This is a genomic window from Stenotrophomonas sp. KH_029, assembly GCF_057839765.1.
On sequence record NZ_CM174498.1, the window covers coordinates 1,728,885 to 1,745,901 of the forward strand.

Annotated in this window: 16 protein-coding genes; 10 read left to right on the forward strand and 6 right to left on the reverse strand. The window is 67.9% G+C overall.

The genetic code is table 11. The features are described from left to right. Positions 1-119 precede the first annotated feature (119 nt). The 4 genes from yajC (at position 120) to fabV (ending at position 5,065) form a co-directional block, all read left to right on the forward strand. Positions 120-464, forward strand: a complete 345-nt coding sequence (gene yajC, locus AC3ITM_RS08040; protein ID WP_228885204.1) for a preprotein translocase subunit YajC — start codon at positions 120-122, stop codon at positions 462-464. A 61-nt stretch (positions 465-525) separates the two neighbouring features. Then, positions 526-2,379: a protein translocase subunit SecD gene (gene secD, locus AC3ITM_RS08045; RefSeq protein WP_228885203.1), complete on the forward strand. Its 1,854-nt coding sequence runs from the start codon at positions 526-528 to the stop codon at positions 2,377-2,379. 15 nt (positions 2,380-2,394) lie between these two features. Further along, positions 2,395-3,372 carry a protein translocase subunit SecF gene (secF, locus tag AC3ITM_RS08050; RefSeq protein ID WP_228885202.1) on the forward strand — a complete coding sequence of 326 codons (978 nt, stop codon included), beginning with the start codon at positions 2,395-2,397 and terminating at the stop codon, positions 3,370-3,372. A gap of 433 nt (positions 3,373-3,805) precedes the next feature. Further along, entirely contained in the window at positions 3,806-5,065 is a 1,260-nt protein-coding gene (gene fabV / locus AC3ITM_RS08055; RefSeq protein ID WP_489269701.1) for an enoyl-ACP reductase FabV, read from the forward strand. Positions 5,066-5,117: 52 nt separating this feature from the next. On the opposite strand, the gene AC3ITM_RS08060 is transcribed toward fabV, so the two are convergent. Genes AC3ITM_RS08060 through AC3ITM_RS08070 form a run of 3 tightly spaced genes read right to left on the reverse strand, consistent with a single transcriptional unit; the run spans position 5,118 to position 7,561 of the window. Further along, on the reverse strand, positions 5,118-5,549 hold the full coding sequence (locus AC3ITM_RS08060) for a hypothetical protein (RefSeq protein ID WP_489269702.1): 432 nt from the start codon (positions 5,547-5,549) through the stop codon (positions 5,118-5,120). 27 nt (positions 5,550-5,576) lie between these two features. After that, on the reverse strand, positions 5,577-6,323 hold the full coding sequence (locus AC3ITM_RS08065; protein ID WP_489269703.1) for an MFS transporter: 747 nt from the start codon (positions 6,321-6,323) through the stop codon (positions 5,577-5,579). Next, positions 6,320-7,561 carry an MFS transporter gene (locus tag AC3ITM_RS08070; protein WP_489269704.1) on the reverse strand — a complete coding sequence of 414 codons (1,242 nt, stop codon included), beginning with the start codon at positions 7,559-7,561 and terminating at the stop codon, positions 6,320-6,322. The genes AC3ITM_RS08065 and AC3ITM_RS08070 overlap by 4 nt, the downstream gene beginning before the upstream one ends. Positions 7,562-7,693: 132 nt before the next feature. Here AC3ITM_RS08070 and AC3ITM_RS08075 point away from each other — a divergent pair, with 132 nt between their 5' ends. Continuing rightward, positions 7,694-8,290, forward strand: a complete 597-nt coding sequence (locus AC3ITM_RS08075; protein WP_489269705.1) for a TetR/AcrR family transcriptional regulator — start codon at positions 7,694-7,696, stop codon at positions 8,288-8,290. 67 nt (positions 8,291-8,357) lie between these two features. Here the strand turns inward: AC3ITM_RS08075 and AC3ITM_RS08080 are convergent, their stop codons facing one another. From AC3ITM_RS08080 to AC3ITM_RS08090, 3 genes are all read right to left on the reverse strand, one after another. Continuing rightward, the gene (locus AC3ITM_RS08080) at positions 8,358-10,430 is read right to left on the reverse strand and encodes a GGDEF/EAL domain-containing response regulator (RefSeq protein WP_489269706.1); all 2,073 of its coding nucleotides are present in this window, start codon (positions 10,428-10,430) and stop codon (positions 8,358-8,360) included. 91 nt (positions 10,431-10,521) lie between these two features. Beyond that, the gene (locus tag AC3ITM_RS08085) at positions 10,522-11,706 is read right to left on the reverse strand and encodes a BaiN/RdsA family NAD(P)/FAD-dependent oxidoreductase (RefSeq protein ID WP_489269707.1); all 1,185 of its coding nucleotides are present in this window, start codon (positions 11,704-11,706) and stop codon (positions 10,522-10,524) included. Beyond that, positions 11,703-12,254, reverse strand: coding sequence for a YaeQ family protein (locus AC3ITM_RS08090; RefSeq protein WP_228885195.1), 552 nt, complete (start codon positions 12,252-12,254; stop codon positions 11,703-11,705). Before AC3ITM_RS08090 ends, AC3ITM_RS08085 begins: the two co-directional genes overlap by 4 nt. Positions 12,255-12,295: 41 nt before the next feature. Between AC3ITM_RS08090 and AC3ITM_RS08095 the strand changes: the two genes are divergently transcribed. The 5 genes from AC3ITM_RS08095 (at position 12,296) to AC3ITM_RS08115 (ending at position 16,898) form a co-directional block, all read left to right on the forward strand. Further along, complete coding sequence (locus AC3ITM_RS08095) at positions 12,296-13,204, forward strand: pseudouridine synthase (RefSeq protein WP_489269708.1); 909 nt, start codon at positions 12,296-12,298, stop codon at positions 13,202-13,204. A gap of 364 nt (positions 13,205-13,568) precedes the next feature. Next, positions 13,569-13,778, forward strand: coding sequence for a cold-shock protein (locus AC3ITM_RS08100; RefSeq protein WP_006451993.1), 210 nt, complete (start codon positions 13,569-13,571; stop codon positions 13,776-13,778). Between the two features lie 150 nt (positions 13,779-13,928). Further along, entirely contained in the window at positions 13,929-14,621 is a 693-nt protein-coding gene (locus AC3ITM_RS08105; RefSeq protein WP_489269709.1) for a glutathione S-transferase, read from the forward strand. 37 nt (positions 14,622-14,658) lie between these two features. After that, entirely contained in the window at positions 14,659-16,224 is a 1,566-nt protein-coding gene (locus tag AC3ITM_RS08110; protein ID WP_489269710.1) for a protein adenylyltransferase SelO, read from the forward strand. A gap of 137 nt (positions 16,225-16,361) precedes the next feature. After that, positions 16,362-16,898, forward strand: a complete 537-nt coding sequence (locus AC3ITM_RS08115; RefSeq protein WP_489269711.1) for an adenine phosphoribosyltransferase — start codon at positions 16,362-16,364, stop codon at positions 16,896-16,898. The last annotated feature ends 119 nt before the right edge of the window (positions 16,899-17,017 follow it).

Below are 17,017 nucleotides of genomic sequence, written 5' to 3' on the forward strand. Positions count from 1 at the left end.
GACCCTGCCAAACGGCCCGAGGACGAACCCCCGGGGCCATGGCATACTTCCAGGCTGACCACCGTTTCGCGGCGCGCCCGGCCTTTCCAGCGGGGCGCCTCCCAACCCAAGGACACCAAATGAACCTGACCGCTTTCCTGATTCCTGCCGCCCACGCCCAAGCCGCTGGCGGCCAGCCGGGTGGCATGGGTCTGACCACGCTGCTGTTCCCGATCATCCTGATCGCGATCATGTACTTCCTGATGATCCGCCCGCAGATGAAGCGCCAGAAGGAACACAAGGCGATGCTGGAGAAGATCAAGCGCGGCGACGAAGTGCTGACCAACGGCGGCATCGCCGGCACGGTCACCGACATCGGCGACAACTTCATCACCATCGAAGTGGCCGACAACGTGCGCATCCGCGTGCAGAAGGGCGCCGTGGGCAACGTGCTGCCGACCGGCACGCTGAAGTCGGCCAACTGAGCCACCCCTTTCTCGAAGCACAACCGCGGCGCCGGGACGGGCGCCGCGCGGGACCCAAGCAATGCTCGAATTTCCACGCTGGAAGTACTTCGTCATCCTGATCGTGCTGGCGCTCAGCGCGCTGTACGCACTGCCCAACATCTACCAGAAGGACCCGGCCGTCCAGATCACCGCCAACCGTGGCGGGCAGATCGACGATGCGCTGCGCGACCGTGTTCTGGCCGATCTGAAGCAGGCCGGGATCACCACCCTCGGTGCCGAACAGGAAGGCGACAGCCTGATCGTCCGCCTGGCCGGGCTGCAGTCGCAGGCCGCCGCCAGCGACACGCTGCGCGACAGCGTGGGTGAGAACTATGTGGTGGCGCTGAACCTGGCCTCGACCGTACCGGACTGGCTGGCCAAGCTGGGCGGCCGCCCGATGGTGCTCGGCCTGGATCTGCAGGGCGGCGTGCACTTCGTGCTGCAGGTCGACCAGAAGGCCGCGCTGGACAAGCGCCTGGACGCCTACGCCGAAGACGTGCGCACCAGCCTGCGCGATGCCCGCATCGCCTACCAGTCGGTGGAGCGTCGTGCCGACAACAGCATCCTGGCCACCATCAGCCCCTCGGCCGGTGCCGATGCGGTGGCCCGTGCCCGCGAGGTGATGGCCAAGGCGCAGCCCACGCTGGGCTATGAGGTGACCGACAACCGCATTGCGGTGAAGGTGCCCGAGACCGAGCTGAGCCAGATCGCCAACGGCGCGATCGAGCAGAACATCAATACGCTGCGCAACCGCGTCAACCAGCTTGGCGTGGCCGAGCCGATCATCCAGCGCCAGGGCGCCGACCGCGTGGTGGTGCAGTTGCCGGGCGTGCAGGACACCGCCGAAGCCAAGCGCATGATCGGTGCCACCGCCACGCTGGAATACCGCGCCGTGGTCGATGGCAACGCGCAGGACGCGATCGCCAGCGGCCGCATCCCGCCGGAGGCCAAGGTCTACCAGCAGCGCGACAACCGTGGCCCGATCCTGCTCAACAAGCGGGTGATCGTCACCGGCGACCAGATGGTCGCCGCCCAGGCCGCCACCGACCAGAACGGCGCGGCGGCAGTCAGCGTGACGCTGAACAACGTCGGCGGCCAGCGCATGTTCGACTTCACCAGCGCCAACGTGAACAAGCCGATGGCGGTGGTCTACACCGAGCGCATCCCGACCGTGAACATGGTCGACGGCAAGGAAGTGCGCAGCTTCCGGGTCAAGGAGGAAGTGATCTCGGTGGCCAACATCAACGGGGTGTTCGGCAAGAACTTCCAGACCACCGGCCTGGAGAAGAAGGAAGCCGAAGACCTGGCCAAGCTGCTCAAATCCGGCTCGCTGGCCGCGCCCATGGACTTCGTCGAAGAGCGCGTGGTCGGCCCGAGCCTGGGTGCGGAGAACGTCAAGAACGGTATCACCGCGGTGGTCTACGCGTTCCTGTTCACCCTGGTGTTCTTCAGCATCTACTACCGCATGTTCGGCGTGATCACCTCGCTGGCGATGCTGTTCAACCTGCTGATCGTGGTGGCGGTGATGTCGATGTTCGGCGCCACCATGACCCTGCCGGGCTTTGCAGGCCTGGCGCTGTCGGTGGGCCTGTCGGTGGACGCCAACGTGCTGATCAACGAGCGCATCCGCGAGGAACTGCGTGCGGGTGTGCCGGGCAAGCTGGCCATCGTCACCGGTTACGAGCGCGCCAGCGGCACCATCCTGGACGCCAACCTGACCGGCCTGATCGTGGGCGTGGCGTTGTTCGCCTTCGGTACCGGTCCGCTGAAGGGCTTCGCGCTGACCATGATCATCGGTATCTTCGCCTCGATGTTCACGGCGATCACCGTGTCGCGCGCATTGGCGACGCTGATCTACGGCCGTCGCAAGAAGCTCCAGAACGTGGCCATCTAACGGGACGACTCGCACATGAAACTGTTTCCGCTGCACATCCTCCCGAACGACACCAAGATCGACTTCATGCGGTGGCGTCATGCCGCGCTGGTCGTAACCCTGCTGCTGTTCGTGGGTTCGATCGCGTTGATCGCGACCAAGGGCTTCAACTACGCGCTGGACTTCACCGGCGGCACCCTGATCGAGGCGCGCTTCGAGCGTCAGGTCGATGTCGAAGGGGTCCGCGCCAAGCTGGAGGGCAATGGCTTCGACGGCGCCCAGGTGCAGAGTTTCGGTGGCAACACCGACCTGCTGATCCGTCTGGCACCGCACGGCGAGCACGCCCCGGGCACCGGCAATGCGGCCAGTGACCAGCGCACCGCCGATGCCGTGGTCAAGGCGATCTCCACCGGCGACAACAAGGCCACCATCCTGCGCAACGAGTTCGTTGGCCCGCAGGTCGGCAAGGACCTGGCGATGAACGGCCTGTACGCCACGTTGTTCATGCTGGTGGGCTTCCTGATCTACATCGCGTTCCGCTTCGAGTGGAAGTTCGCCATCACCGCCAGCATCGTGGCCCTGTTCGACCTGCTGGTCACGGTGGCCTACGTGTCGGCCACCGGCCGCGAGTTCGACCTGACCGTGCTGGCCGGCCTGCTGTCGGTGATGGGCTTTGCCATCAACGACATCATCGTGGTGTTCGACCGCGTCCGCGAGAACTTCCGCAGCCTGCGCGTGGAACCGCTGGAAGTGCTGAACCGTTCGATCAACCAGACGCTGTCGCGCACGGTGATCACCGCGGTGATGTTCTTCCTGTCGGCACTGGCGCTGTACATGTACGGCGGCACCTCGATGGAAGGCCTGGCCGAGACCCACATGGTGGGCGCGGTGATCGTGGTGCTGTCCTCGATCCTGGTGGCCGTGCCGATGCTGACCATCGGCGCACTGCGGGTGACCAAGCAGGACCTGCTGCCCAAGGCCAAGGACATCGAGGCGCTCGAGCGTCGTCCGTAAGCCATCGGTTGCATGAAGCACCTGAGAAGCCGCGCCCTGCGCGGCTTTTCTTTTTTGGGGCGATCTGCGGACAGGCACGGCAGCGTCTCCGTTGCGCGGCGGGAGGCTGGCGGGTAAAGCCAAGCCATGCTTGGCAGCTCTTCCATCCGCCAGCAACCAACTGTCGGGCGAGCGGCGGGATGGGAGTGGCGGGACCGTTGGGCGGCATGGATGCCGCCCACGAGCCCCCAGGGATGGGTTCACGGCGTGTCCCGCCACTCCCATCCCGTCGCTCGCAACACCGGTGGCAGGCAACTCGCCATACACCCCCGTCGGTTGTGCTGCGCGGCGCCGCGCACTACGATCCCATGCGTTCGGCGCAGCCGCCCCGGTGGCGCGCGTTGCCCCCTTTCATTGCGCAGGCCCGGCCTGCGCCAGTCCACTCGAGGTCTTCATGGTCATCAAACCGCGTGTGCGCGGCTTCATCTGCGTCACCACCCATCCCGTCGGCTGCGATGCGGCCGTCAAGCAGCAGATCGACTATATCCAGGCCAAGCCGAAGATCGTCAACGGCCCCAAGAAGGTGTTGGTGCTCGGCGCGTCCACCGGCTATGGCCTGGCCGCGCGCATCACCGCCGCCTTCGGCAGCGGTGCGGCCACGTTGGGCGTGTTCTTCGAGCGCCCCGGCACCGAGTCCAAGCCCGGCACCGCCGGCTGGTACAACTCGGCAGCCTTCCACAAGTATGCCGGGCAGGCCGGGCTGTATGCCAAGAGCGTCAACGGCGATGCCTTCTCCGATGAGGTCAAGGCCAAGGTCATCGAGCTGATCAAGCAGGACCTGGGCCAGGTCGACCAGGTGGTCTACAGCCTGGCCGCGCCGCGCCGCAAGCACCCCAGGACCGGCGAAGTGATCAGTTCCACGCTCAAGCCGATCGGCGCGCCGATCACCCTGCGTGGCCTGGACACCGACAAGGAACGGATCACCGAAACCACGATCGAACCGGCCACCCCCGAAGAGATCGCCGGCACGGTGGCGGTGATGGGTGGCGAAGACTGGCAGATGTGGATCGATGCGCTGCTGGAGGCCGATGTGCTGGCCGATGGCGCCACCACCACCGCCTTCACCTACGTGGGCGAAGAAATCACCCAGGCGATCTACTGGAACGGCTCGATCGGCGCGGCCAAGAAGGACCTGGACAACAAGGTGCTGGGCCTGCGCGAAAAGCTGGAAAAGATCGGTGGCGATGCCCGCGTGTCGGTGCTCAAGGCGGTGGTCACCCAGGCCAGCTCGGCCATTCCGACCATGCCGCTGTACCTGTCGCTGCTGTTCAAGGTGATGAAGGCCAAGGGCACCCATGAGGGCTGCATCGAGCAGCTCGACACCCTGTACGACATCCTCTACGGCGGCAAGGCCGAAGGCACCGCGGGCGAACGCCTGCGCCATGACCTGGTCACCGATGGCGGCCGCAAGGTCGAGCTGATCGACGCCGACGGCCGCCTGCGCGCGGACTACAAGGAAATGGCGCCGGAAGTGCAGGGTGAGGTCGTTGCGCTGTGGCCGCAGGTGACCGACGACAACCTGTACCAGATCAGCGACCTGGCCGGTTACAAGGCCGATTTCCTGCGCCTGTTCGGCTTTGGCGTGGAAGGCGTGGATTACGACGCCGACGTGGCCACCGACGTGCAGATCCCGGACCTGGTCGATCTGACCTGATGCAGGGCGCCCAACCGGGCGCCTGCGTACGGCAGCACAACAAACGCCGGGATTACCCGGCGTTTGTCGTTGCCTCGGCGCTTGCCCGCTCCCTTGCAGCAAGCACTGCCGCAAGCACCAGGGCGGCGGCGCAGACCCCGGCCGACAGCCATAGCACCGCGGCCAGGCCTGGCCCGTCCACCAGCTGGCCCCCGGTCCACGACCCCAGCGCGATCCCGACGTTGAACACGCCCACATAGAGCGCGCTGGCGATTTCAATGGCGTGGGGCGCGGCCCGCATCACCCAGGTCATCAGTGCGACCGATACCCCGCCATATGCCAGGCCCCAGACCAGCATTACGGCGCCACCAGCGACGGCGGTGTCGCCGATGGTGAGGAACAGCGCCGGGGTGAGCAGCAGCCCCAACGCAATCGCACCCAGGGTGGGCGCAGTGCGGCGTGCCGCCGCGGTGCCGGCCAGGAAGTTGCCGGCGATGCCGGCCACGCCATAGCCGAACAGCAGCGCACCGACTCAGTCGGGATCGACGCCGGCGACGCTGACCAGCAGTGGGCGCACGAAGGTGAAGCTCATGAAGTGGCCGCCGACCAGCAGCAGCGTCATCAGCAGGCCTGCCTGCAGTGCGCGGTTGCCCAGCTGCCCACGCAGCTGGCGCAGCGTGGGCGAGATCGCCACCGGCAGCGCGGGCATGGCCACGATGTGCAGGGCCAGGACGGCTGCACTGAACAGCGCCATGCCGGCGAAGGCCCAACGCCAGCCCGCAAGATCGCCGATCCAGGTGCCCAGTGGCACGCCCAGCACCGATGCGGCAGCAACGCCACCGAAGATGATCGACATGGCCGCCCCGACCGCCCCGGACGGCACCAGCCGGGCGGCCAGGCCGCCGGCGATGGCCCAGATGCCGCCCATGCAGAACCCGACCAGCACGCGCGCGGCGAGCAGCCAGGTGATGTCCGTCGCCAGCGCCGAGGCGAGGTTGGCGACCACCAGCAGTGCCAGCAATCCGGCCAGGATCCAGCGCCGGTCCGCGCCACCGGAAACGATCACGGCGATCGGGGCGAACCCTGCGGCCAATAGCGCGGGCAGCGAGAGGGTCAAGCCCACCGTGCCGGTGCGGGTGCCCAGTTGTTCGGCGATGCCGGTCAACAGGCCGACCGGCAGCATTTCGGTGGTCATCACCGAGAACGTGGCCAGGCCGGCGGCAGCCACCGCCAGCCATGGCTGCGTGGCAAGGGGACGCGCAGCGGAAGGGGTTTTCATTGATCGGATCCTGCAGAAAGAGCGTGCGGGCGTGCTGGTCGCAACGAGATGGCCGGGGCATGCGCCGGCCGGCGGTGATGCGCCCACAGCGCGGTGAGCGCCACCAGTGCGCCGCCGCCCAGTGCGACGGCGAATCCGGCGCGGGCACCGACGATGTCGACGACCTGTCCGGCGCCGGCAGCGCCCAACGCCACGCCCACGTTGAGCCCGGCCAGCAGCCAGGTCATGCCTTCGGTAAGCCGGTGCGCAGGCACCAGCCGCTCCACGATCGACATCGCCACGATCATGGTCGGGGCGAAGAACAGGCCAGCCACCAGGACCGCCGCGGCAAGCGCAGCGATGCTGTCCACCAGCAGCAGGGGCAGGGTGGACAGCGCGGTTGCCGCGCCACCGAACAACAGCAGCCGGTGCAACGGCACGCGCAGTTGGATGGCGCCGAACAACAGCCCGGCCACGCACGAGCCGATCGCATAGGCCGACAACACCGCGCTGGCAGCGCCCGGGGCGCCGCGCTGGTCGGCAAAGGCCACGCTGGCGATATCCACGGTGCCGACGATCACGCCCATTGCCACCATCAGCAGGGTCAGCAGGCGCATGCCGGCCACCCCGATCGCCGACCCATGGCGATCGCCCGGATCGAGGGGATGCAACGGGGGTTCGCTGCCGCGCTGCACGACCAGTGCGGCCACGCCCAGCGCCAGCAGCACTGCGGCGGTAAGCAGGCCGGCCAGGGGATCGATCGCCACCGACAGCCCCACCGCCAGCGGCGGGCCGATGATGAAGGTGACTTCGTCCAGCACGGTTTCAAGCGAGTACGCCGTCTGCAGACGCGGTTGCCCCCGGTACAGCGCGGCCCAGCGCGCGCGCACCATCGCCGACATGCTGGGCATGAACCCGGCCAGCGCCGCACCGGCGAACAGCGTCCAGGCCGGTGCCTGGCGCCAGGCGGCGGCGAGCAGCAGCGCCATGCCAATCACGCTGACCGCCGTGACCACCGGCAGCACGCGGGATTGCCCGTAGCGGTCCACCTTGCGCGAAATCTGCGGCGAAAGCAGGGCGTAGGTCAGCACGAAGGTGGCGGCCACCGCGCCGGCCAGGGCGTAGCTGCCACGCAGCTGCGCGAGCAGGGTGATGATGCTGATCCCGGTCATTGGCAGGGGAAGCCGCGCCAGCACCCCGGCCAGCGCGAAACGGCCGGTGCCGGGGGCGGCGAACAGGGTTCGGTACGGGTTGCGCATCATTTTCTCCAGGACCTTGTTGCCAGCCCGCATGGGCTGGCGCACATACATACGGTGCGTATGAATAAAATCCTATATACATACGCGGTGAATGTAAACAATCATGCGAAATGCATGTAAGGAGTTGGCTGGATGGCACGTCGTACCCGCGCCGAGATGGAACAAACCCGCGCCGCCCTGTTGGCGACCGCGCACGCGGTGTTCACCGAGCGCGGCTATGCCGATACCTCGATGGACGATCTGACCGCGCAGGCAGGGCTTACCCGTGGCGCGCTGTATCACCACTTCGGCGACAAGAAGGGATTGCTGCAGGCCCTGGTGGCGCAGATGGACGCGGCCATGGACGCACGGCTGCAGGCCATCTCGGCCACTGCCACCGATCCGTGGGAAGGGTTTCGCAGCCGCTGCCAGGCGTACCTGCACATGGCCCTGGAACCGGATATCCAACGGATCGTGCTGCGCGATGCGCGCGCGGTGCTGGGCGGGGCATCACCGGATGCGCAGCGCCACTGCGTGGCCTCGATGCAGGGCCTGATCGAGAACCTGGTGCGCCTGGGCGTGGTGGCCGATGCCAACCCCCAGGCGCTGGCGTCGCTGATCTATGGCAGCCTTGCCGAAGCCGCCTTCTGGATCGCGGAGAGCCCCGACGCTGCGGTCCGCCTGACCCAGGCACTGGCTGCGCTGGACCTGCTGCTGCGCGGCCTGCGGGCGGCCAGCCAGCGGCCATGATCCGCCCGACCCACGCGGTGGATCACGATCGCTGGTGGTAGGTCACGACCGTTGGTCGTGACGCGTCTTAAGCGAAATCGAAGTTCATCAGCGGCCCGGCCGGGCCGACGAACTCGCCCTGCACGTAGTCCACCCCGGCACTGAACAGCAGGCTCATCGAGTTGGCATCGGCGACGAACTCGGCGATGGTGCGGATGTTGGCGGCCTGCGCGCGTGCGGTGATCTCGCCGATCTTCTCGCTGTGCTCGCGGGCGCGGGCGAAATCGCAGGTGAAGTCGCGGTCCAGCTTGAGGAACTGCGGCTGGAAGTGCGCCAGCAACTGGAACGAATCCAGCCCCGAACCGAACTGCTCCAGCCCGATCCGGCAACCCAGCGGGGCCAGCTCGGCCAGGAACTGCTGGGCATTGCGCAGGTGGGTGAACACCTTGGCCTCCGGCGCGTGCAGCCACAGCCGCTCGCCGGGCACGCCGTGGGCCAGCAGTTCGCGGCGCAGGGTGGCGATCATCTGCGGGTCGCTGAACGATTCGGGGGTGATCTTGACCATCATGTGCGTGGCATGCCCGGCGCGCTCGCGCTGGCCAAGCACGCCGATCGCATGGGCCACCACCCAGCGGTTGATATCGGCCAGCAGCCCGTGTTCCTCGGCGATGCCCAGGAACGCGGTCGGGCTGAGCAGCTCGCCGTTGTTCTCCAGGCGCAGGTAGGCCTCGTACAGCTCCAGCGGCTCGCCCTGCAGGTTCAGCACCGGCTGGTAGTGCAGTTGGAAGCCGTCGCCGGCCAGCGCCTCGCCGATCCGCGCCACCCAGCGCTGGATGCGCTCCTCCTCGACCCGGTCGACCGCGGCCGGATCGAAGATGCGGCAGGTATTGCCCAGCTCGGAGGCGGCCTGCTGGCACTCGGTGGCACGGGCCAGCACCTGGCCGATGCTGGCGATCTTCTCGCCGACCTGCACCCCACCGATGCTCACCGTGACCGTGGCCGAACGCTCGCCGATGCTGAACACCTGCGCGGCGAAGGCCTCGCGGATCTGCTCGGCCAGCGCCACCGTCTGCGCGTAGACGCCTTCGGTCAGTACCGCGAAGCTGTGCTCGCCAAAGCGCGCCACCTGCGCGCGGTCGCCGACGCTGCCGGCCAGTACCTGGCCCAGCGCGCCGATCAGGGCATCGGCCGAATCCAGGCCGATGTCCGGCAGCAGCCGCGCATAGTGGTCCGGCTCGATCAACAACAGGCCGAACTGGCCCTCGCTGCGCCCGGCCTGGGCCACCGCGTTTTCCACGTGCAGCATGAAGGTGGGGCGGTTGAGCAGGCCGGTGACCTGGTCGCGCTGGCGCAGGTCTTCGACTTCGCGCGCCAGTTCCGGGTCGAACTCCATGCGCCGGCGGCGGAACACCACCTGCAGGCAGGATTCGCCCTCGTAGCTGGCCTGGGTGAATTCCATGGTGGCCGGGAACACCGCGCCATCCTGGTTGCGTGCGTCCACCTGGTACTGCGGTGGCGGCGCCTCGCCCTTGCTCATCGACTTGAGCAGCTGCTTGAAGCCGTCCACGTGCTGCGGGGCGACCATGTCCAGCAGCGAGATGCCTTCGACGTCATCGAACGACTCGTAGCCGAACATCTCCAGGTAGGCCTCGTTGGCCCGGATGTGCATGCCTTCGTGAACATAGGCGATCGGGTCGCGCGAGGAGGAGATCAGCGCGTCGCAGCGGCGCTCGGTTTCGCGCATCTGCGCTTCGATCCGGCGCAGCCCGCGGCGCGCCTGCAGATCGGTCCATTCGTTGCGCACCACTGCCAGCAGGTGCTCGGGGCGGTGGCGCAGGGCGATGGCGCGGATGCCGTTGGCCCCGGCCTCGACCCACTCGGTCTCGTCGATCGACTCGGCCAGCAGGATCATCGGAATGTCCTTGCCGCTGGCCGCGATCTGTTGGGTCACCTGCAGCAGCGGAATGCTCTGCGCCGGTGCCACCAGCACCAGGTCGATCGGCTGGCTGCCCAGCATCTGGGCCAGCTCCTGGCTGTGCTGCGGGCGCGCCGGGCGCACCGCGATGCCGCTGTTGCGCAGCGTGCTGACGATGGTTTCAGCGTTTTCACCGCTGTCATCCACGATCAGCAGGCGGACGGTGATGTCATTGGCGTTCTGCATTCACTAACTCCCCGGACTGCAAACTTGATACACGATGCGGGTGACGGCGTCCATGCGCCAAACGGTCGCCGATCACGGAACCTGCGTCCGCTCAGACCACCTGGCCGGCCGCGTGCCCGCAGGCCCACGCCCATTGGAAGTTGTAGCCCCCCAACCAGCCGGTCACATCCAGCACTTCCCCCACGAAGTGCAGGCCCGGCACCAACTGTGATTCAAACGTACTGGACGATACCTTGCGCGTGTCCACCCCGCCCAGGGTGACCTCGGCGGTGCGGTAGCCCTCGGTGCCGCTGGCCACCAGTGGGAAGCTGCCCAGCAGTGCCGCGGCCTGGCGCAGCTGCGGCTCGTCGATCTGGCGCACCGGGCGGTCCGGCAGCCAGTGCTCGCACAGGCGCAGCGCCAGCCGCCGCGGCAGCACCTCGGACAACACCGTGCGCAGCTCGGCCGCGCCACGGTCGCGCTTCATCGCGCGCAGCCAGGCCTCGGCGTCCTGGCCCGGCAGCAGGTCCAGGCGCAGGTCGTCACCGGGCTGCCAGTACGAGGAGATCTGCAGGATCGCCGGGCCGCTGATGCCACGGTGGGTGATCAGCATCGAGTTGCGGAACTCGACCTCGTTGCAGCGCGCCGCCACCGGCAGCGCCACCCCGCTCAGGTCCTGGAAACGCTCCTGGTGCCTGCCGCTCAAGGTCAGCGGCACCAGCCCGGCGCGGGTCGGCAGCACCTCGTGGCCGAACTGGCGGGCCAGCTCGTAGCCCAGGCCGCTGGCGCCCATGCTGGGAATGGACAGCCCCCCGGTGGCCACCACCAGCGAGGCGGCATGGAAGTGCCCCTGCGTGGTGTGCACGTGGAAGCCGTCGGCGCCGCGTTCGACCGTGCTCACCGCGCAGTCGGTGCGGATCTGCACCCCGGCGGCCTGGCATTCGTCGAGCAGCATGCGCACGATCTGCTTGGAGGACACATCGCAGAACAGCTGGCCCAGTTCTTTTTCGTGGTAGGCGATGCCGTGGCGCTCGACCATCCCGATGAAGTCGTAGGGCGTGTAGCGGGCCAGCGCCGACTTGCAGAAATGCGGGTTGGCCGACAGGAAGTTGGCCGCGGTGGTACCGGTGTTGGTGAAGTTGCAGCGCCCGCCGCCGGACATCAGGATCTTCTTGCCGACCTTGTTGGCATGGTCGATCACCTGCACGAGGCGGCCACGCTGGCCCGCGGTGAGCGCACACATCAGCCCGGCCGCACCGGCCCCGATGACCAGCACGTCACAGCGGATCACACTCATGCCTGCGGTTTGCGCTTGCGCCAGACGGGGGTGACGGTCAGGTGCGCCTTGTCCGAGATCAGCTGTACTTCGCTGTCCTGGATCATCACGTCCCAGCGCATGGTGCGTTCGATCTGCTCGCCCCACTGGCCGACGAACTCGGCCGGCAGGTCCATCACTTCCAGCGCCGACAGCTTGTTGGCCGCCGAGGCGTTGCGCTCCCACCAGATATCGGTGGCACGGCCGGCGTAGGTGATCAGCTGCACCGCGCGGGCACGCCCGGCGGCCTTGCGCAGGCGCGACTCGTCCGGCGCGCCGAGCTCGATCCACAGTTCGATGTCGCCGGTGTAGTCGCGACGCCACAGGTCCGGTTCGTCGTCCACGCTGAGGCCGCGGCCGAATTCCAGCCGGTCATCGGCATTCAGCGCGAAGGCCAGCAGCCGCACCATCAGGCGCTCGTCGGTTTCCGACGGATGCTGGGCCAGGGTCAGCGCATGATTGGCGTAGTAGCCGCGATCCATGTCGCTGATCTGCAGTTCGGCCTTGCGGATGGTGGCGGTGAGGGCCATGGGGGTACCGTGAACAAAGAGCGCCATGATAATGGTTCGCCATGGTCCCGTCCGATCCGATCCCCGTTGCCCCCACCCCCAGCCGCCTGCAGTTGCCCCCCGGTGACTGGGCCACGCTGCTGGACGGGCTGTGCGCGCGCTTTCCGCGCATCGGCCGCGCGCAGTGGCTGGACCGCTTCGCGCGCGGCCGGGTGCTGGACGCGCAGGGCAGGGTGCTGGCCCCCGCCCAGGCCTGGAAGGTGGGCCTGGAGATCCAGTATTTCCGCGAGGTGGCCGACGAGCCGTGCATTCCCTGCCAGGAGGCCATCGTCTACCAGGATGCGCACCTGCTGGTGGCCGACAAGCCGCATTTCCTGCCGGTGACCCCGGCCGGGGCCTATGTGCAGCAGACCCTGCTGGCGCGGCTGGTGGCGCGCACCGGCAACACCGCCCTGGTGCCGCTGCACCGGCTGGACCGGCTGACCGCCGGGCTGGTGCTGTTCTCGGCCCGGCCCGATTCGCGCGATGCCTACCAGCGCCTGTTCCGCGAGCGCCGCATTGCCAAGACCTACCAGGCGCTGGCGCCGGCGCTGCCGGGGCTGGATTTTCCGCTGGAGCGGCACAGCCGGCTGGTGCCGGGCGAACCGTTCTTCCGCATGGCCGAGGCACCCGGCCAGCCCAATGCACAGACCCGGATCGAGGTGATCGACGCCGCCGGCCCGGTCTGGCACTACCGGCTGCACCCGCATACCGGGCGCAAGCACCAGTTGCGCGTGCACATGGCCGCGCTGGGCGCGCCGATCCTGGGCGATGACCTGTACCCGCAGCTGCGCAGCGCCGGGCAGGGCGGTGACGGGCCGCCGCTGCAGCTGCTGGCGCAGGCCCTGGCGTTCGACGACCCGCTGACCGGGCAGTCGCGCCGGTTCAGCAGCGGCCTGGTGCTGGGCGGCCCGGGAGGCGGGGAACGGTAGGGCCGGCCGCTGGCGCGACCCGGGTGCAGCCGCGTCAACAATCCGGCGGCCTTGAACCAGCCATTTGGCTGAACTTAAGGTAGGAAAAATCTGAATGGGGGGGCGAATTCTGTCAGGATGGCCCCATCCCTTGCGGTGTCAGGCGGGACGGGCTGGACGACTGAATTGACCAGCTATCGCTTTTTCCACCAAACACGCGTATCGTCCTCCTTACTGTGTTTGCTAGGGTCACCGTGAATCGTGGCCTGGTGCAGTTGATCTCACGATCTGCTCATCGATCCGCTTTACCAACGCCTGCAACTCAGTCTCGGCTCCGATACGCGGTGGCCGCGATTATTTCAACTATTGTTTCAGGAGTTTGTACATGTCTGATCGTCAGAGCGGTACCGTCAAGTGGTTCAACGATGCCAAGGGCTTCGGCTTCATCACCCCGGAAAGCGGCCCGGACCTGTTCGTGCATTTCCGCGCCATCCAGGGCACCGGCTTCAAGTCGCTGCAGGAAGGCCAGAAGGTCACCTTCGTCGCCGTCCAGGGCCAGAAGGGTATGCAGGCTGATCAGGTGCAGGCGGTCTAATCGACCCCTGTAACCGTCAGGTTGCTTGAAACGCCGGGAGCGAAAGCTTCCGGCGTTTTTATTTGTGCCGTCGGCAGCGCCCGGCGCGCAACGCCGTCGGCAGAACCCGCATGCGCGGGTACGATGCTGCTTTGACCGCGTGGATTGTCGATGATCAAGGTGCACCATCTGGACCACTCGCGCTCGCAGCGCGTGCTGTGGATGCTCGAAGAACTGGGCCTGCCGTATCAGCTGGTCAACTACCAGCGCGACCGGGCCACCTGGCTTGCGCCGCAGGCATTGCGCCAGGTGCACCCGCTGGGCAAGTCGCCGGTGCTGCAGGACGACACCCTGGTGCTGGCCGAATCCGGCGCGATCCTGGAATACCTGGCCGACCGCTACGACAGCGGCCGCCAGCTGTCGCCCGAGCCGATGCCGGCCCAGGCCCCCGAGCGGCTGCGTTACCGCTACTGGATGCACTACGCCGAAGGCTCGGGGATGCCGCCGCTGTTGATGAGCCTGGTGTTTGCGCGGGTGCGCAAGGCGCCGATGCCGTTCTTCGCCAGGCCGATCGCGCGTGGCATCGTCGACAAGGTGATGAAGGGGTTCATCGGCCCCCAGTTGACCCTGCACCTGGCCTGGATGGAAAGCGAACTGGGCCAGGCGCCGTGGTTTGCCGGCGAACGCTTCACCGCCGCCGACATCCAGATGAGTTTCCCGATCCAGGCCGCCGCCGCGCGCGCCGGCAGCATGGATGCCTACCCGCGCCTGCAGGCCTACCTGGCGCGCATCCAGCAGCGCCCGGCCTACCAGCGGGCGGCCGAACGCGGCGGCGCATTGAACCTGGGGGCCGGTGCGGCCTGAACTTGCGCCGGCGCGCCGGCGGCCCCATCTGAAGCGGATGAGTACCGACCCGCTGCGCTTTGACAACCGTTTCATCCGTGAACTGCCCGGCGACCCGGAAACCGGCCCGCGCGTGCGCGAGGTGCGCCACGCGGCCTGGTCTGCGGTCATGCCCACGCCGGTGGCCGATCCGCGGCTGCTGGCCTGTTCGGACGAGGTGGCCAGCCTGCTGGGCCTGGGCCAGGAACTGGTGGGCAGCGACGATTTTGCCCGGGTGTTCGGCGGCAACGCGCTGTATGACGGAATGCAGCCCTGGGCGGCCAATTATGGCGGGCACCAGTTCGGGCACTGGGCCGGGCAGCTCGGCGACGGCCGCGCGATTTCGCTGGGCGAGCTGATCGCCCCGGACGCGACGTGCTGGGAACTGCAGTTGAAAGGCGCAGGGCGCACCCCGTACTCGCGCGGCGCCGATGGCCGCGCGGTGCTGCGCTCGTCGATCCGCGAGTTCCTGTGCAGCGAGGCGATGCACCACCTGGGCGTGCCGACCACGCGCGCGCTGAGCCTGGTCGGCACCGGCGATGCGGTAGTGCGCGACATGTTCTACGACGGTCATCCCCGGGCCGAACCCGGGGCGATCGTGTGCCGGGTGGCGCCGTCGTTCATCCGCTTCGGCAGCTTCGAATTGCCGGCTTCGCGCGGCGATGTGGCGCTGCTGCGGCAGCTGGCCGATGTCTGCATCGCCCGCGACTTCCCGCAGCTGGCCGCTGCCGGGCCGGCCGGCCATGCGCAGTGGTTCGCCCAGGTCTGCGAGCGCACCGCGGTGATGGTGGCGCACTGGATGCGGGTCGGCTTCGTGCATGGGGTGATGAACACCGACAACATGTCCATTCTCGGCCTGACCATCGACTACGGTCCGTATGGCTGGGTAGAGGACTACGATCCGGACTGGACCCCCAACACCACCGATGCCCAGGGCCGCCGCTACCGTTTCGGCACCCAGCCACAGGTGGCGTACTGGAACCTCACCCGCCTGGCGCAGGCGCTGGCCCCGCTGTTCGACGACGTGGCCCCGCTGCATGAGGGCCTGGCGCGTTTCCAGCAGGTGCATGGGCAATGCGAGCGCGCCGACATCGCCGCGAAGCTGGGCCTGGAGGCCTGCGGCGATGACGATGTGGCGATGATGGTGGCGTGGCAGGACATTCTGCACGAGGGCGAGATGGACATGACCATCGCCTTCCGCAGCTTGATGGAACTCGATCCGGCGTCGCCTTCGGTGGCGGTGCTGGAGGATGCGTTCTACAGCCCGGCACGCCGCGAGGCGGTGCTGCCGTCGTTGCAGGCGTGGCTGCAGCAGTACGCCGCGCGCCTGCGCGCCGATGGCCTGGACGCGCAGGCGCGGCGGCAGCGGATGGGCCGGGCCAATCCGCTCTACGTGCTGCGCAACTGGCTGGCGCAGGAGGCGATCGAGCAGGCCGAGCAGGGCGATCCGGGCGGGGTGCACACCCTGCTGGAGGTGCTGCGCCATCCCTACCAGGAGCAGCCCGGGCGGGAGCACTACGCCGGCAAGCGCCCGGACTGGGCGCGTGACAAGGCCGGCTGTTCGACCTTGTCGTGCAGTTCCTGATCTGGTCCTGCGCCAAGTGACGCCAGGTGCCGTGCGCCGAGCCGCGCAACGCAGCTTTCCGGCCTGAGCAGTGGCAGGGTGAACGGCGCGCCGCACGGACCGGGTTACCCTATGCCACCCGTTTGCAGCCTGTTCCCATGACCGATTCCTCCGCCACGCCTGCCTGGGCCGGCCGCCTGCGCGATGTCGCCGATTTCCCCAAGCCGGGCATCCTGTTCAAGGACATCATGCCGCTGCTGGCCGACGGCGCCGATTTTGCCGCGGCGATCGATGCGATGGTGGCACCGTGGCGCGACGCCGGCCTGCAGGCGGTGATGGGCATCGAGTCGCGCGGCTTCATCCTGGGCGCAGCGATGGCACAGGTGCTGGGCGTGGGCTTCGTACCGGTGCGCAAGCCGGGCAAGTTGCCGGGCCGCACCTTGAAGCAGGACTACACGTTGGAGTACCGCACCGACAGCATCGAGGTGCATGCCGATGCGCTGCCGGCCGGTGCGCGGGTGCTGGTGGTGGACGACGTGCTGGCCACCGGCGGCACGCTGCTGGCGGCGTTGTCGCTGGCGCGACAGCTGCAGGTGGAGGTGGTGGGCGCGGCGGTACTGGTCGAGCTGGCTGGCCTGGGAGGCCGCGACCGCTGGGACGCGGACGTGCCGTTGCTGGCGAATTTGGTGTATTGATCCGGCCGTGATGCGGTAGTGCCGGCCGCTGGCCGGCTCCGCATGGAGCCAAGGATCAAAAGCGTTTCGTGCCCCTTCGGGGCGCGAGTCACTTTTCTTTGCTCGTGCAAAGAAAAGTA

Excerpts from the sequence above, each read along its gene's own strand:
- yajC (WP_228885204.1), top strand. The coding sequence starts at position 120 with ATGAACCTGACCGCTTTCCTGATTCCTGCCGCCCACGCCCAAGCCGCT.
- secD (WP_228885203.1), top strand. The coding sequence starts at position 526 with ATGCTCGAATTTCCACGCTGGAAGTACTTCGTCATCCTGATCGTGCTG.
- secF (WP_228885202.1), top strand. The coding sequence starts at position 2,395 with ATGAAACTGTTTCCGCTGCACATCCTCCCGAACGACACCAAGATCGAC.
- fabV (WP_489269701.1), top strand. The coding sequence starts at position 3,806 with ATGGTCATCAAACCGCGTGTGCGCGGCTTCATCTGCGTCACCACCCAT.
- AC3ITM_RS08065 (WP_489269703.1), bottom strand. The coding sequence starts at position 6,323 with ATGAAAACCCCTTCCGCTGCGCGTCCCCTTGCCACGCAGCCATGGCTG.
- AC3ITM_RS08070 (WP_489269704.1), bottom strand. The coding sequence starts at position 7,561 with ATGCGCAACCCGTACCGAACCCTGTTCGCCGCCCCCGGCACCGGCCGT.
- AC3ITM_RS08075 (WP_489269705.1), top strand. The coding sequence starts at position 7,694 with ATGGCACGTCGTACCCGCGCCGAGATGGAACAAACCCGCGCCGCCCTG.
- AC3ITM_RS08080 (WP_489269706.1), bottom strand. The coding sequence starts at position 10,430 with ATGCAGAACGCCAATGACATCACCGTCCGCCTGCTGATCGTGGATGAC.
- AC3ITM_RS08085 (WP_489269707.1), bottom strand. The coding sequence starts at position 11,706 with ATGAGTGTGATCCGCTGTGACGTGCTGGTCATCGGGGCCGGTGCGGCC.
- AC3ITM_RS08090 (WP_228885195.1), bottom strand. The coding sequence starts at position 12,254 with ATGGCCCTCACCGCCACCATCCGCAAGGCCGAACTGCAGATCAGCGAC.
- AC3ITM_RS08095 (WP_489269708.1), top strand. The coding sequence starts at position 12,296 with ATGGTCCCGTCCGATCCGATCCCCGTTGCCCCCACCCCCAGCCGCCTG.
- AC3ITM_RS08100 (WP_006451993.1), top strand. The coding sequence starts at position 13,569 with ATGTCTGATCGTCAGAGCGGTACCGTCAAGTGGTTCAACGATGCCAAG.
- AC3ITM_RS08105 (WP_489269709.1), top strand. The coding sequence starts at position 13,929 with ATGATCAAGGTGCACCATCTGGACCACTCGCGCTCGCAGCGCGTGCTG.
- AC3ITM_RS08110 (WP_489269710.1), top strand. The coding sequence starts at position 14,659 with ATGAGTACCGACCCGCTGCGCTTTGACAACCGTTTCATCCGTGAACTG.
- AC3ITM_RS08115 (WP_489269711.1), top strand. The coding sequence starts at position 16,362 with ATGACCGATTCCTCCGCCACGCCTGCCTGGGCCGGCCGCCTGCGCGAT.